At 66.4% G+C, this 15,056-nt stretch carries 10 protein-coding genes; 2 read left to right on the top strand and 8 right to left on the bottom strand.

Annotated features, from left to right (window positions below):
* Position 1: 1 nt before the first annotated feature.
* The 4 genes from ATE70_RS20730 to ATE70_RS20715 all read right to left on the bottom strand — a co-directional run bounded on the left by ATE70_RS20730 (position 2) and on the right by ATE70_RS20715 (position 6,753).
* The gene (locus tag ATE70_RS20730; RefSeq protein ID WP_058539464.1) at positions 2-1,225 is read right to left on the bottom strand and encodes a bifunctional alpha/beta hydrolase/OsmC family protein; all 1,224 of its coding nucleotides are present in this window, start codon (positions 1,223-1,225) and stop codon (positions 2-4) included.
* A gap of 127 nt (positions 1,226-1,352) precedes the next feature.
* Entirely contained in the window at positions 1,353-2,282 is a 930-nt protein-coding gene (locus ATE70_RS20725; RefSeq protein ID WP_058539463.1) for a DUF4886 domain-containing protein, read from the bottom strand.
* Position 2,283: 1 nt separating this feature from the next.
* Complete coding sequence (locus ATE70_RS20720; RefSeq protein WP_082639461.1) at positions 2,284-5,376, bottom strand: TonB-dependent receptor plug domain-containing protein; 3,093 nt, start codon at positions 5,374-5,376, stop codon at positions 2,284-2,286.
* A 48-nt stretch (positions 5,377-5,424) separates the two neighbouring features.
* Complete coding sequence (locus tag ATE70_RS20715) at positions 5,425-6,753, bottom strand: dicarboxylate/amino acid:cation symporter (RefSeq protein WP_058539496.1); 1,329 nt, start codon at positions 6,751-6,753, stop codon at positions 5,425-5,427.
* A 189-nt stretch (positions 6,754-6,942) separates the two neighbouring features.
* Between ATE70_RS20715 and ATE70_RS24975 the strand changes: the two genes are divergently transcribed.
* Both ATE70_RS24975 and ATE70_RS20705 read left to right on the top strand, forming a co-directional pair.
* The gene (locus ATE70_RS24975) at positions 6,943-8,787 is read left to right on the top strand and encodes a sensor histidine kinase (protein WP_197411527.1); all 1,845 of its coding nucleotides are present in this window, start codon (positions 6,943-6,945) and stop codon (positions 8,785-8,787) included.
* Positions 8,784-10,121 carry a sigma-54-dependent transcriptional regulator gene (locus ATE70_RS20705; RefSeq protein ID WP_058539460.1) on the top strand — a complete coding sequence of 446 codons (1,338 nt, stop codon included), beginning with the start codon at positions 8,784-8,786 and terminating at the stop codon, positions 10,119-10,121. Before ATE70_RS24975 ends, ATE70_RS20705 begins: the two co-directional genes overlap by 4 nt.
* Here the strand turns inward: ATE70_RS20705 and ATE70_RS20700 are convergent.
* From ATE70_RS20700 to ATE70_RS20685, 4 genes are read right to left on the bottom strand one after another with little or no spacing between them, the layout of a single operon-like run.
* A complete protein-coding gene (locus ATE70_RS20700) occupies positions 10,118-11,311 on the bottom strand; it encodes a dipeptidase (protein WP_058539459.1) in 1,194 nt (397 codons plus the stop codon). The two genes, ATE70_RS20705 and ATE70_RS20700, sit on opposite strands and share 4 nt — an antisense overlap.
* The gene (locus ATE70_RS20695) at positions 11,308-12,879 is read right to left on the bottom strand and encodes a serine hydrolase (protein WP_058539458.1); all 1,572 of its coding nucleotides are present in this window, start codon (positions 12,877-12,879) and stop codon (positions 11,308-11,310) included. Before ATE70_RS20695 ends, ATE70_RS20700 begins: the two co-directional genes overlap by 4 nt.
* Positions 12,876-14,015 (bottom strand): YkvI family membrane protein, encoded by a 1,140-nt coding sequence (locus tag ATE70_RS20690; RefSeq protein ID WP_058539457.1) that lies wholly within the window; start codon positions 14,013-14,015, stop codon positions 12,876-12,878. Before ATE70_RS20690 ends, ATE70_RS20695 begins: the two co-directional genes overlap by 4 nt.
* On the bottom strand, positions 14,012-15,052 hold the full coding sequence (locus tag ATE70_RS20685; protein ID WP_058539456.1) for a DUF1611 domain-containing protein: 1,041 nt from the start codon (positions 15,050-15,052) through the stop codon (positions 14,012-14,014). Before ATE70_RS20685 ends, ATE70_RS20690 begins: the two co-directional genes overlap by 4 nt.
* Between the last annotated feature and the right edge of the window lie 4 nt (positions 15,053-15,056).

Genomic DNA, 15,056 nt, shown 5'->3' with positions numbered 1-15,056 from the left:
ACTAAGCGGGCGCTTGCCCTCCGGCCGGGCCGGCATCGGCCCATCCCGCTTCGGTCGCCTCGAAGCGCGATCCGGTCTCCAGCGTACGGTGCACGGGGCAGCGATCGGCCACGCCAAGCAGTTCGGCATGCTGCGCTTCGTCGATCGCGCCCTCGATCTCGACGCGGCGGCTGAAGACATCGGGTTTCTCGGCGCCCTTGTCCTTCCGGTGTGTCACGCCGGTGCGGATCCTCTCGACCGGCCATCCCTTGCGCTCGGCATAGAGGCGCAGCGTCATCGTCGTACAAGCGGCGAGCGCGGCGGAGAGCAGGTTGAAGGGCGTCGGGCCCGACCCCAGACCGCCCGCGCTCTCGGGCTCGTCGGCGATGAAGGCCGCCTTCCCTGCGCGCATCGCGAGCTGGAATTTGCCCAGCCGTGTTTCCTCGGCCTCGGCATCGAACTGGCTGGCGGCGGTCGGCGGCATCGCGGGCAGGTAGCGCCCGGCCCAGGCCGAGATCATGTCGGCGGCGAAATCGGCGTCGCGCGCATTGCTGAGCAGATGATCGGCGCCGTCGAGCGAGACGAAGCTCTTGGGATGCTTGGCCGCGAGATAAAGGCTGGTGACATTCTCGATCCCCACCACCTGATCGAGCGGCGAATGGAGGAGCAGCAAGGGCCGTTTCAGCGCGGCAACGCGCGCCCCCTGATCCTGCTCGCGCAGATTTTTAACGAACTCCTTGCGGACGGTGAAGGGCCGGCTGCCAATCGCCACGACGCCGCTTCCTTCGTGCTCGATCTTCGCCAACCCTGCGGGATCGAACTGGTGGAGCGCATGTTCGACGTCGAACGGCGCGGCAATCGTCGCGACGGCGTGGATTCCGGGCAGCGACCCCGCCGCGGCCAGCACCGCCGCGCCGCCAAGGCTATGTCCGACGAGCAGCATCGGAGGCATGCCCGCGGCGGTCATCGCTTCGGCAGCGGCGACCAGGTCCTTGACATTATGGCTGAAACCCGACGATCCGAAATCGCCTTCGCTGGCGCCAAGCCCCGTGAAATCGAACCGCAGCACGCCGATGCCCGCCCCGGCCAGACGCCGCGAAATCCGCACCGCGGCCTTGTTATCCTTCCCGCAGGTGAAGCAGTGGGCGATCAATGCCCACGCCCTGGTCGATCCGACGGGCAGTTCGAGCCGGCCCGACAGGCGGTCGCCGGCGGCGTTGGGAAAGTCGAAGGGGCGCGTCGGCATCGGGGTCTCCGGTCGCTGCTGGCATGCTCGGCCCTGCGTAGCACAAAATGCCAAGAGGCAAGAGATGCGTGGCGGGGCAGTCAGTCGAGCATCTTACCCGTCCCGCTCCCTTTTTCCCGCAGGCCAGTTATCCGTTCGCGAGCGTATCGCGCGCAACGCGCTGCAGCGCGGCGGCCTGCGCGTCCGAGAGCCCCAGCTCGTCGGCGCCCTTTTCCTTGGCGCCGAGCGTCGTCGGATCGATGCCCGTGATCGCGCCGAAGGTCACGAGCGCCGAGAGATAATAGCCCGCGACGCTCGCGTGATAATGGTCGTACGCCCACAGATCGAGCTGGCCATAACCGATGCCGTCATAGGGATTGGGATCGGCGACGCCATCCGCCATCGCCCGGTTCCAGGCCTGGCCGACCGGCACGATACCCGCCACGGACGGATTGGCGGATCGTGCGCGGTCGGCCGCGGCGCGGAGGTCATCGGCCATCGCCGTTACCGGCTTTCCGTACCAATGACCCCCGGGTTTGTAGGTCTGATCGGCGCGCGTCCATGTCGCCGCAAGGCGGATGTCGACCGCAGGATTGCGCGCCTTGAACAACGCGGCGAGCCGGCCGACATTGCGCATATAGTCCGCGGGATCGCCGGGCTTTGCGCGGTCGAGCGTACTGAATTCCTGCAGCACGACGATGTCCCACGACCGGTCGAAGAGCTGGCGCCGCTCGTCATAATGGAAACCCAAGGACTTGCCGCCCTGCGTTTCGAGGCTGACGCGGTAGTCGAGCCCCGCCTGTTCGGCGAAGAGCTTGAACAGCGCGGGCACCCCGCCATAGCCCGCGTTGTTGAGGTCGGTGACCGACCCCGCGCGCCAGTTGCGCGCGGCCGAATGCGCGCCCTGCGTGAAGCTGTTGCCGATGAACAGGATCGTCTTCGGCGCGGCCTTGGGGGTAGCGGTGAAAGTCGCGCCGGCGGCGGTCGGCGCGGGCGCGCTCTCCTTTGCCGTTGCCGCCGGCGCGACGGCGAGCGCGGCAGCGCCGATCAGAAACCAGATGCCGTGCCCGTATTTCATATCAGAACTCCGTGGTGACCGAGGTGTACCAATAGCGGCCATAGGGGCTGTAGAGCGACCCCAGATAGCCCTCGGACGAAAGTGGCGGCTTTTCGTTCGTGATGTTGCGTACCCCGACGCGCCAGCGCATGTCGCCGCCAAGGCCGCCGGCATCCTTGATCCGCACCTGCGCATAGAGATTGCCGGTCAGCTGCGACTTGACGCGCCACGGGTTGCCGTCGGCATCGACGAACCCGGTTTCGTCGACCGCGCCGGTGTAGCGCGCGAAGGCGCCGACCTGGAACTGCCCGAGCGACCATGTGAGCGACGCGGTGCCGCGCCATTTCGGACGGCCGTTGGCCTCGATCAGATTCTGGGTCTCGGGCAGCGGCGTCGCGGCGTTGATGTCGCCGGCTTCGCGCGCGGCGACAAGCTGATCGACCGCGTCGCCCGGCGCACGCGAGAATTTGAGCAACCGCGTCGCGTTGACCGAAAAATCGAACTTGCCGACATCGGTCTTCGGCGATTGCCAGTAGAAGGCGAAATCGAGCCCGCGGACGGTCTGCGGCTGCAGGTTGATGAACTGGTCGCGCACCGTCGTGATCCGTCCGACCGGCGTGATGCCCGTTCCCGCGAAATTGGCGATATCGTCGGCGTTGGCGGCATCGCGAATGACATTGGGGTTCGACGATCCCTGCAAGCGCAGCAGATAGTCGAGCGCCACAGCGGTGTCGTTGCCGAGGATGCCGACGATGCCCTTTTGCTTGATCGACCAATAGTCGACGGTGAAGGTCATGCGCCCGAGATCGGCCGGAATGAAGGCCGGCTCGAACACCGCACCGAGGTTATAGTTGCTACTCTTTTCGGGCTTCAGATCGGGATTGCCCGAGACGCGGCGCGAATAGCCGACATTGTTCCCGCACTGGGTGAAATTGGCGATCCGGCCCGCACGCAGGTCCACCTCGCAGCGCAGGAAATCCTGACTGGTCGCAAGGCGCGCATATTCGACCGCGTTGACCTGTTCGAGGTTCGGCGCACGGAACCCCTGCGAAAAGGAACCGCGGAGGCGGAACCCGTCGACGACGTCCCAAGCCGCGGCGACCTTCGGCCGCGCGACGCTGCCGAAATCGCTATAATGTTCGTAGCGGCCCGCGAGCTGGATATCGAAGCGGCGGACGAGCGGGATGTTCATCTCCTCCGACACCAAAGGCACCGCGAGTTCGGCATAGCCGGCCGCGACCGTCCTTTTGCCATAGGTGTCGGGATTGTCGCTGACCGCCGCGGCGTCGCTGATCGTCACCGCGCCCGACACGGCATCGACGAAGGGGCTCGATCCGTCGACGGCGGAATCGCGGTCGTCGCGCTGCGTCTCGCGTCGCACTTCGAGGCCGAAGGCGACGCCGACGTCGCCGCCGGGCAAGGCGAAGAGATCGGCGCGCGACGCGCGGAAGTCGCCCATCGTCAGCGTCGTTTTCGAGGCGCGCCGAAGCTGGAAGGTGATTGCGTCGATCGCCGCCTGCGAGCTGGGGGTGCAGTCGCCCGAACTCAGGCTGTCGATGCAGCCGCCGTTGAAGGGATTATAGGCATCGGGGGTCGCGAGCGCGAGGCTCCGCTGAAGCGCCGAGCTGCGCACCGCGAGGCTGCTGTCGACCGCCGAGGCTTCGGAATAGACGAAGGCGCTGTCCCATTTGAAACCCGCAGCCTCGCCGCGGACGCCGATCAGACCGCGCAGCTGCTCGCCGGAAACTTTCACCGCCTGCGGCCCGGTATCGACGAAGCGATAGGTGGTGAGCAGCACCGGCAGGCCCGCCGCGGGTACGTTGAAGAGCCCCGGAATGCGGTTCGGATTGGGCTGGCCGTTGATCGTCGCCGCGCCGAACGGGTTGTAATAGTTGCTCGCCGGAATCCAGATCTGGTTGAGGTTGATCACCGGCGGCTGGATGCGCGTCGTGTTCGAGCGGTAATAGCCGAACTCGCCGAACAAAGTCAGGTCGTCGGTCACGTCGTAGTGCCCGTTGATGAAGGCGTTATAGCGCTTCACGCTCGGCATCACCGTCGTTCCGACCGCCGTGTCGTAGCGCAGGTCGCGGAACGCATTGTTCGTCGCAAGCGCGGTGTTCACGAGGCAGAGGTCGGCGGTCAGCGCCTGCGTGCATCCACCTAGGCGCGTCGGGCGGACGGTGAAGGAACCCGCCGCGGTGGTGAGGTTCGTCGTGCCGCGCCGCGGTCGGCCGCCGGTGACCGGCACCTGCAGCGCCGGCCATGCCCCGCGCGTCGCGCGCGCGTCGGGGGTGGTCGAGTCGGCGAATCCCGGATAGTCGGCGAACAGCGGGCGGAGGTTGGCCGAGGCGGTGAAATCCTGATCCTCCGCACGCAGCGCCGAGCGGTCGGTATATTCGAACGAGAGGGTGATATTGCCGCGGTCGAAGCTCTTGCCGGCAAGGATATTGCCCTGGAATTCGCGCAGGTGCGTGCCTTCGGCGCCGCCATATTGCGCCTGCATCCTCAGCCCGTCGTAATTGTCCTTGAGCACGGTGTTGACGACGCCCGCGACGGCATCCGAGCCGTAGAGCGCGGCGGCGCCATCGAGCAGAACTTCGAGCCGCTGCAGCCCCGTCGTCGGGATCGCGTTCGAGTTATAGCTGAGCACGGGCACGGTGCCGGTGTCCGACAGGCCCTGGCTCGCAGGGTGGGTGACGATGCGGCGGCCGTTGAGCAGCACCAGCGTGTTGCCGACTCCGAGCGAGCGGAGGTTGACCGAACCGACGTCGCCGCGCGCGGCATTGCTGGTCTGCGCATTGTTGCCGGGGTTGAAACTGACGTCGCCCATCTGCGGGATGTTGCGGATCAGCTCGTCGCCGCTGACCGCACCGATCGCATCGAGCTTGTCCTGATTGACCACGACCACCGGTAGCGCCTCGGTAACGCGCGCGCCCTCGATGCGCGTGCCGACGACAACGATATCGCCGGCGGTTTCGCCATCGGGTTGCGGCTCATTGGCATCGGCGGCTTCGGCGGCCGGACCGGTTTCGGCCGTCTGCGCCTGCGCGGGTGCGCTCGCGAGAAGGCAGATCGCCGTGCTCGCCAGAAGCATTGTTCCAAAACTGCGCCTCATCATCATTCTCCCCAATTTTATTGTTTGAATTTTTGTGCCTTGCTGATCTCAGTCGCTGTCGGTCTCGACCGGCGCGGCCGCTAGCGGTGCGGGCTCGCCGCTGAGCGCGCGGTTCAGCGCATCGCGGTCGAGCGCATTTTCCCACATCGCGACGACGATCGCGGCGAGCGCGTTGCCGATGAAATTGGTCAGCGCGCGGCACTCGCTCATGAAGCGGTCGATGCCGAGGATCAGCGCAAGCCCCGCGACGGGCACCGTCGGCACCGCGGTCAGCGTCGCGGCAAGCGTGATGAAGCCCGCGCCGGTAACCCCCGCCGCGCCCTTCGAGCTGACCATCGCGACGAGCAGCAGCGCGACCTGGTCGCCGAGGCTGAGGTCGATACCCGTCGCCTGCGCGACGAACAGCGCCGCGAGCGTCATATAGATATTCGTGCCGTCGAGGTTGAAGCTGTAGCCCGTCGGCACGACCATGCCGACGACGGATTTGGCGCAGCCCGCTTTCTCGAGCTTTTCCATCAGGCTCGGCAGCGCCGCCTCGGACGACGAAGTGCCGAGCACGAGCAATAGCTCGGCCTTGAGATAGGCGATCAGCCGGAAGATCGAAAAGCCGCAGAGCCGCGCGACCGAGCCGAGGACAACGACCACGAACAGGATCGAAGTCAGATAGAAGGTCGCGATCAGCGCGCCGAGATTGACGAGCGATTCGACGCCATATTCGCCGATGGTGAAAGCCATCGCACCGAACGCGCCGATCGGCGCGAAGCGCATCAGCATGCCGACGAGGGTGAAGAAGACGCTCGAAAGCTTTTCGAGCATGCCGAGCACCTGCGCGCCGGCGGCGCCGGTGTGCGACAGCGCGATGCCGAACAGGATCGCCGCGAACAGCGCCTGCAGGATCGAACCCGAAGTGAGCGCCGAGACGAAGGTCGTGGGAATGATCGCGAGCAGGAAACCGACGAGCGAGGTGTCGTGCGCCTTCGCATCATATTCGGCGATCTTGGCGACGGCGTTCGGATCGAGCGTGCTCGGGTCGATATTCATCCCCGCGCCGGGTTGCACCACATTGGCGACGATCAGTCCGATGATCAGCGCGAGCGTCGAGAAGAAGAGGAAATAGGCGAAGGTTTTCGCCGTCAGGCGGCCGAGCGTCTTGCCGCTGCCGACCGATGCGATGCCGGTCGAAACGGTCAGGAAGATCACCGGGGCGATGATCATCTTGACGAGGTCGATGAAACCCTTGCCGAGCGGCTGGAGCTGGACGCCGATCTCGGGCCAGAAATGGCCGAGCAGCACGCCGCCGGCGATCGCCGCGAGCACCTGCACATAAAGATGCGACCACCACGGCCCGGACTTGGCCGGCACGTGCACCGCATTCATGTCGATCGTGGCTGCCACCAGCCTCTCCCCATATTTTGCGTCCGGCTCGACGCGAACCGGGGTGTTTCCCGGCCGATGTCTAAAAATAGGGGCGGGAAGGAATCATCGTCAAACGCCGCAGGATATCCAATCAACCTATTGTTATTATTTGAATATGATGGGCACAGCGCTCCACATAACTTCAAGTTTGTGCGAAATACCGCATACGATCCCGAACATTTGTGCAATAATCCGCACATGCCCCTGCATAGCGATTCGTCCCCAATCGGTCCCCACGGCAACCGCCGGCGCCTGTTCGTCGCGGTGGCGGCGGGGCTGGCGATTCTGCTCGTCGCAGGGTTCGGCCTTGCGCAATGGGCCGCGGGTCGCGCGGGCGCGCAGGCCGACGTCGAAGCACGACAGAATGCACGCGCGCACGCAAGCCTGCTCGAAAGCGAGCTGCAAAAATTCCGCCTGCTGCCACGCGTGCTCACCGAATTCCCCGACGTCCGTGCCGCGCTTGCCGACAAGAGCGACGCCGCGTCGCGCCGTCTCGATCGCGAACTCGAACAGCTCGCGGCGCGCACCGACGCCACGGTGATCTATGTGATCGATGCGGGCGGAACGACGATCGCGGCGAGCAACTGGCGCGCGCCGACGAGCTTCGTCGGCGAGAATTACCGCTTTCGCCCCTATTTTCAGGGCGCGATGCGGAGCGGAGAGGCCGAGCTGTTCGCGCTGGGCACGGTCAGCGGTCGCCCCGGCCTCTACCTCGCGCGCCGCGTCGATGTTGGCGGGCGCCAGCTTGGCGTGATCGTGCTCAAGGTCGAGTTCGACAAGCTCGAAAGCCGCTGGGCGGACTCAGCCGCGGCGACGCTCGTCACCGACGCCGCCGGGATCGTCGTGATGAGCAGCGAACCGGCTTGGCGCTTCCGCTCCTTCGCCCCCATTTCGGCCGCGACGCAGCAGCGGCTTCGCGCGACGCGCAGCTATGGCGATGCGCGGCTCGATCCCTTGCCGGTCAGCCGTACCGGGGACGGTATCCGCGTCGGGGGAGACCTGTTCCGCGAAGCCAACGAGCGCGTCTCTTTCCCCGGCGGCACGCTCCGCCTGCTCCAGCCCGCCGAGCCCGCCCGCGCCAGCGCCAATGCCACTGCGCGCGTCGCGTTCCTCGTCCTGCTGATCCTTGTCGGCGCGGCGATCATCACGCTGCTCCGCGTCGTCGAGCGGCAGACGCTGCGCCAGGCTGCGCACGAGGCGCTCGAACGCGAAGTCGCCGCGCGCACGCGCGACCTGCGCACCGCGAACGACGAGCTGCGCCTCGCGTCCGAACGGCAGACCGAAACCGATCGCCGCTATCGCGCCGCACGCGAGGAACTGGCGCAGGCGAGCCGCCTCGGGTCGATCGGGCAAATCACCGCGGGCGTCGCGCACGAGATCAACCAGCCGATCGCCGCGATCCGCACCTTTGCCGAAAACAGCCTGCGCTATCTGGAGCGCGCGCAGCCCGACAAGGCGCGCGGTAACCTCGACACGATCGTCGAACTGACCGCGCGCGTCGGCGCGATCACCAACGAGCTGCGCAATTTTGCCCGCCGCAAGCCCACCCCGCTCGGCCCCGTGGCGGTGCAATCGGCGATCGACGGCACGCTGCTCCTGATCGGCGACCGGCTGCGCGCGCAAGGCATTGCACTCGACGTCGCCATCGAAAATCCCGCGGCGGCGGTCCACGCCGACCGCGTCCGGCTCGAACAGGTGCTGGTCAACCTGCTGCAAAATGCGGTCGAGGCGGTACAAGGCGTGAAAGATGCGCGCATCGCGCTCCGCACGCACGGCAGCGACCCGGTCCATATCGACGTCTGCGACAATGGCCCCGGTGTTCCCGCCGAGCTGTTGCCGCAGCTCTTCACCCCCTTCGTCACCGGGCGCCCCGACGGGCTCGGGCTGGGGCTCGCGATCGCGAGCGATATCATGGCCGAATTTGGCGGCACGCTGACCCTGATCCCCTCGCCGCTTGGCGGCGCAGGGTTTCGCCTGACCTTGAGGCCGGCATGAGCTTCTTCACCGGCGAGCAGACGATCTTCTTCGTCGACGACGATGCGGCATTGCGTGAAGCGAATGTCCAGACGCTCGACCTCGCAGGACTGGCGGTCGAGGCATTTCCCGATGCGCAAAGCGTGCTGCCGCGCATCGAAACGGGCTTCTCGGGGATCGTCGTCACCGACATTCGCATGCCCGGGATGGACGGGCTGGAACTGCGCGCCGCGATCCACGCGATCGATCCCGACATCCCCGTCATCCTGATCACCGGCCACGCCGATGTCGCGATGGCGGTGCGCGCGCTCCACGACGGCGCCTTCGACTTCCTCGCCAAGCCATTCGCCGCCGATCACCTCGTCGGCATCGCGCGCCGCGCGCTCGCGCACCGCGCGCTGATCCTCGACAACCGGCGGCTGACCGCCGCAGCGGCGGCAATCGACAGCCCGCTGATCGGCGAAAGCCCCGCGATGGTGCGGCTGCGCGAGACGATTACGCAGCTCGCGCAGGCCGACATCGACGTGCTGATTGAGGGCGAGACGGGGACGGGCAAGGAACTGGTCGCGCATATGCTCCACCGCCAGAGCCGGCGGAGCCCGGCATCATTGGTTGCGGTGAACTGCGCGGCGCTGCCGCAGGAGCTGGCCGAGGCCGAACTGTTCGGCAGCGACCTGATCGACCGAAGCAGCGGCAAGCTCGGTCAGGCGGGGCGCATTCGTAGCGCGCACCGCGGCACCTTGTTCCTCGACGAGATCGACACGATGCACCCGTCGGTGCAGGCCAAATTGCTGCGCGTGATCGAGGAGCGCGAGGTGCAGCCGATCGGCGCCAGCGCGCCCGAGCCTGTCGACCTGCGCGTCGTCGCAGCGACCAAGACCGACCTGATGGACGCGGTGCGCAGCGGCGATTTCCGCGAGGACCTTTATTACCGGCTGCACGTCGTGAAGCTGCGCATCCCACCGCTGCGCGAGCGGCGGTCGGATATTCCGCAAACCTTCGCCTTCTTCCTCGACGAAGCCGCGGCGAAGATGGGAATGGCGGGGTTCCGGATCGACGACGGCATCCGCCGCCACCTCGTCGAGCATGACTGGCCGGGCAATGTCCGCGAGCTCAAGAATTTCGCTTACAGCGTCGTGCTCGACCTGCCGTCCGACCCCGGCCTGTCGGCGATGCCCGCCGACGCCCCGCTCGCCGAGCGGGTGCGCCGGTTCGAGGCGACGATCATCCATGACACGATGGCACAGACGCGCGGCAATATCGCCGAAACGATGGCGCGGCTCGGGCTCCCGCGAAAGACGCTCTACGACAAGATGCAGAAGCTCGGGATCGATCCCAAAAGCTTCCGCGCCTAACTCGCCGCAGGCTTTCCCTGCGCCGCGAGGACCCGGAGGATATTGCCGCTCCACATCTTCTCGATATCGGCGTCCGAATAGCCTGCGGCCTTCAGCCGCTCGGTGACCTTGGGCAGCGCCGAAATATCCTCAATCCCCGGCAGCCCGCCGCCGCCGTCCCAGTCGGCGCCGAAGCAGATATGGTCGACGCCGCCGACCTCGATCGCGCGCAGCACCATCTTCATATAGGCGTCGAAATCGGCCGCCCACAGCTTCTCGGTCTTGTCGAGTTCGCGCCATTTGCGGTTGAGGTCGGCCTGATCGGCCGCCGCCATACCGCCGATATGCTCATATTTGCCGAACAGTTCGGCGCGCGCGGGCGACATGTTCATTTCCGACATGAAGATCGTCGAAATGCACATCGCGCCGCCCTTCGCCGCGAGTGCCTTCAATCGTCCCTCGTCGAGGTTACGCGGATGGTCGTAGGCCGAGCGCAGGCTCGAGTGCGAGAGCAGGATCGGATATTTGGACAGCGCCAGTATCTGGTCGAACGCCGCATCGGACGAATGGCTCGCGTCGATCACGATGCCGAGGCGGTTCATTTCGGCGACCCATTGCTTGCCGAGCGGGCTCAGCCCCTTCCAGCGTCCCTCGCCCGTCGCGCTGTCGGCGAACTGATTGTCTTTCGAATGCACCGGCCCCGCGAGACGAAGGCCCTTGTTGTAGAATTCCTCCAGCAAGGACAGGTCTTCACCCAGCGGATAGCTGTTCTCCATCGACTTGAAGGCGATCAGCTTGCCGTCCTTGTTCAGCCGAACCGCATCGGCCGCGGTCAGCGCGGGCGCGATCGTGCCCGAATTCGCGGCGATGGTCTTGTCGATCAGGTCCGACCGTTTGCGCGCGAACGCGAGCGCATCGGCATAGCCCTTCGGAGTCAGCGGCCCTTGGTCGGTGTAGATGGCGAAAAAGCCGCCATCGAGATTGCCGTCCTTCATCCGCGGGATATCGAGCTGCGCCATGTCGTCGGCGAGCGCGTGGCGGTCGGCGAAGCTCCAGCTCGCACGCTCAAAGTGGAGCGGCGTGTCGAGATGCGTGTCGAGCACGAGCATCCGGCTGTGCAGCGGCGCGTCGGGCGCGGCCTTTGGCTTGTCACCGCCCGGCGAACAGGCGGTGAGCGCGGTTGCGGTCAGCAGAATGGCGAAACGCTTCACTTCTTGTCCTCCACGGGCTTCAGATCGAGATCGTGATAATCCCAGCTGAAGTCGGCGATCTTGCTCACCGCCTTCATCGTCACGCCGGTGATCTTGCCCTCGGCATCGAGCGCGAAGGTAACATAGGCGGGCTCGATCGCCGGATCGTCGAAATCGGTGACGAAGCTGTCGTACTGCCAATGTTTGAGCCGCCCCGCCATTCGCGGTGTCGAGGTGAAGTCGATCGTCAGGCCCTTCGCACTCGATCCGATGACGATGTCGCCATACCATGGGTCGCGGTAGCGCCCCGCGTAGCCCGCGAGCGCGAGCGACGGGCCCGACTTCGCGGGCGACGCCTTGGACTGTTTCAGAAACTCGACCCCGCCCGCGAGCCGCGACTGATACCAATCCTCCCATTTCTGGGTCCAGCCATAATCGGGCTGATCGAGATAATGGTCGAGCAAATCATAGGTGAGGCCGAGCAGCATGCCGCTGTCCTCGCTGTTCATCATGATCGCAAAGCCGACGTTCTTGTCGGGGATCATCACGACACGCGTGATCGAACCGAAGACCCCGCCGCCATGCTGGATGATGCGGTGGCCGCGATAATCCTGCACCTGCCAGCCAAGCGCATAGGCCTGCTGCGTCGGCTGCGCGGGCTTGAGTTGATCGGGCAGCGGCGAGATCGGCATCGGGGTGACCGGCGCCCACATTTCGGCCGCCTGCTTTTCGCTGAACAGGCGTTTGCCGTTCGGCAGCGCGCCGTGCGCAAGCTGGATCTTGAGCCACGCCGCCATGTCGTCGGCGCTGAGCGCGAGCCCGCCCGCGGGGGCCCCGTTGCGGCCGAGCTCATCGCGCTCGTTGAGCGCGGCCTGCGGGCCGAGACCGCGCAGCGCGCCCGACAGCCGCGCGTGCGGCCATGACCGGTTCGGTATGCGGAAACGGTCTTCGCTGTCGCTCGTCGCATTCTTCATGCCGCCCGCACGCAGCACGCGCGCGCGGATGAAGTCCTCCCACGTCTGCCCGGTGACTTCCTCGATCAACTGGCCGGCGACGGCATAGAGAATATTGTCATAGGCATAGGCCGAACGGAAACTCGTCTGCGGCTTCAGATAGGCGACGCGCTCGACCGTCTGCTTGCGTGTCAGATGCGTGCGCGGCACGAACATCAGGTCGCCCTGCCCAAGCCCGAGCCCGCTGCGGTGGACGAGCAGGTCGCGGATCGTGATCTCGCGCGTCACCCATGCATCGTACATGCGGAACCAGGGCATATGCTTGATGACGGGATCGTCCCACGCAATCTTGCCCTCGTCGACGAGGATCGCGAGCGCGGCGGCGGTCATCGCCTTGCCGGTCGAGCCGGTCTGAAAGATCGTCTGCTCATCGACCGCCGCGCGTTCGCCGATCTTGCGCACGCCCCAGCCGCGCGAGAGGGTGGTCTTGCCGTCCTCGACAATCGCGATCGAGACGCCCGCGGCGCCGACCTTCTTGCGCAGCACCTCGACGCTTTCGCCGATATCGGCGGGCGGTTCGGCCCATGCGGGCACGGCGACCGACAGCATCAGCGACAGGGCAAGCAGGCGTTTCATGGCAAAGCCTCCATATGGGGAGCGGTGGACGGACGCAGCAGGCGCCACGTCCCGATGGTGATAAGCGGCAGGACGAACACGCCAAGGAACAGCCAGGCGAGGAAGCGGTATCCGCTCGCGATCAGGTCGACGAGGCCGATCTCGCCCGCGACGAACATGCAGCCGGTCAGGATGACCGCGCCGATAAGCGCGCGCGCCGCGGGGGTGAGCGGCGGCCGGCCGCGGCTTTCGACGGCGCCCGAGATACGCTCGTTGATCGCATGGACCGAGCCCGCCCCGCTTTCGAGCAATGCGGCGAAGATCATCACCTGAAACAGGACATGGAAACCTGGCACCGTCATCTGGCGGAGCAGGAAGTCCGACGGCAACGTCTCGTCGCCGATCGCGGGATAGAAAGCCATCATCGCGACAAAGAAGAGGATCGCGGGCAGCATCGACAGCGGCCCCGCGATCAGCCCGGCGACGACGGCATCGCGCTGGTTCCTGAGGTGGCGCAGCACCGGCAGTATCACCACCGCGCCGACGATATTATAGCTGGCATAGGTCAGCCCGCCCGCCATCCAGTTGCCAGACGGCGGCGGCGCGTTCGCGAACCCCTGCCCGATCAGCCCGCCGAAGCTCGCGAGCGCGAGGATCAGAAAGAGGCCATAGACCGCGTAGAGCAGGATCGAGACATATTTGAACATCTGCTCGACCGCGCCGGTGCCCCACGCGGTGACCGCGACGATCGATACCGCGAGCAGCACCACACCCACGAGTTCGGGCCAGCCGAAGGTCGCCGCGCCGATCGCGCCCGCAGCAGCGCCGAACACCGCGAGGATCAGGACAACGAAGATGATGTAGGCGACCTCGAACGCGACCCATGCGGGGCCGAGAAGCCCTTTGAAAAAGCTGCGATAATCATAGGCGCCGAGTTTGAGCGCGAGCGCGAAGGTCAGCGCCGCGACGACGCTCCAGATCAGCGTCGCGAGCAGCATTGCGGACAGCCCGCCCCATGGCCCCGAGGGCACGAAATATTCGGCCAGCTCGCGCCCCGTCGCATAGCCGCCGCCGATGATGACGGCCTTCAGCGCAAATCCGGGCAGCAGGTAGCGCTGGAACCAGCTCGACCCGCTGCCCGTCTCGCCCACACTCACGCGAGAATGCTTTCGACGAGCGCGTCGAAACCTGCGCCGCCGCGGATCGGATCGGCGACCGGAAGTCCCAGCCGATGCCGTTCGGCCGCCATCAGCGCTTCGGCCGCGTCGGCGTCATAGCTCGACGTGTTGAAGCTCACGCCGCCGCAGCGGATCGCGGGATTGGTCCGGCTGCCGAGGCGGATCGTCATGTCGATGACCTCCTCGACCGAGGGCAAGGCAAAGCTTTCCATGCCGAGGATCACCTTGCGCGTCGGGTCGTGACAGACGACGAACACGTCGGGTTGACTGCCGTGGAGCAGGCCAAGCGACACCGGGGCGTAGGCGGGGTTGAAGATCGACCCCTGCCCCTCGATCACGTCCCAATGGTCCGCGGGCGCGTCGGGGCTGAGCATTTCGGCCGCCCCCGCCTCGAAGTCCGAGATCACGGCATCCATCGGCATGCCGCCGCCCGCGATCATGATGCCCGTCTGGCCGGTCGCGCGAAAATCGGCATCGAGGCCGCGCGCGATGAACGCCCGATGCAACGCGAGCGCGGTATATTTCTTGCCGAGCGCGCAGTCGGTGCCGACGGTCAGCAACCGCTTGCCGGTCCGCTTGCGCCCGGTTCCCACCGGAATCGCGGGCGGCGGCGTGCGAATGTCGATCAGCCGCTGCCCCGTACGCCGCGCCGCCTCGACGAGCGCAGGAACGCTCGTGAGCTTGGTGTGAAGACCGTTGATGATGTCGAGCCCCGCCTCCATCGCCTCGACCAGCACCGCGACCCACGCCGCGCCGATGATGCCGCCCTGATTGGCGACGCCGATCACCAGCGAGCGCGCGCCCGCCGCCCGCGCGTCGGCGGGCGACAGGCGCGGCAGGCCGGTCGAAACGGTGCACCCGCCGATCGCCCATTCGCCCGTGCAGCGATCGCCCGCCCAGTCGGCCAGCCCGAAAGCAGTCTTGGCATAGGCCGCATTGGTCGTGTCGCCGAGGAACAGCAGATAGGGCTGCGGCAGGGTCAGGCTGCCCTCCAGCCTGCCGATAGGCGCGTTCATCTTG

Source organism: Sphingopyxis sp. H053, assembly GCF_001468225.1.
In the GTDB taxonomy this organism is placed as follows: Bacteria; Pseudomonadota; Alphaproteobacteria; order Sphingomonadales; family Sphingomonadaceae; genus Sphingopyxis.
Note: the sequence above shows the minus strand (reverse complement) of the source record. Positions and strands in the feature narration are given on the sequence as shown.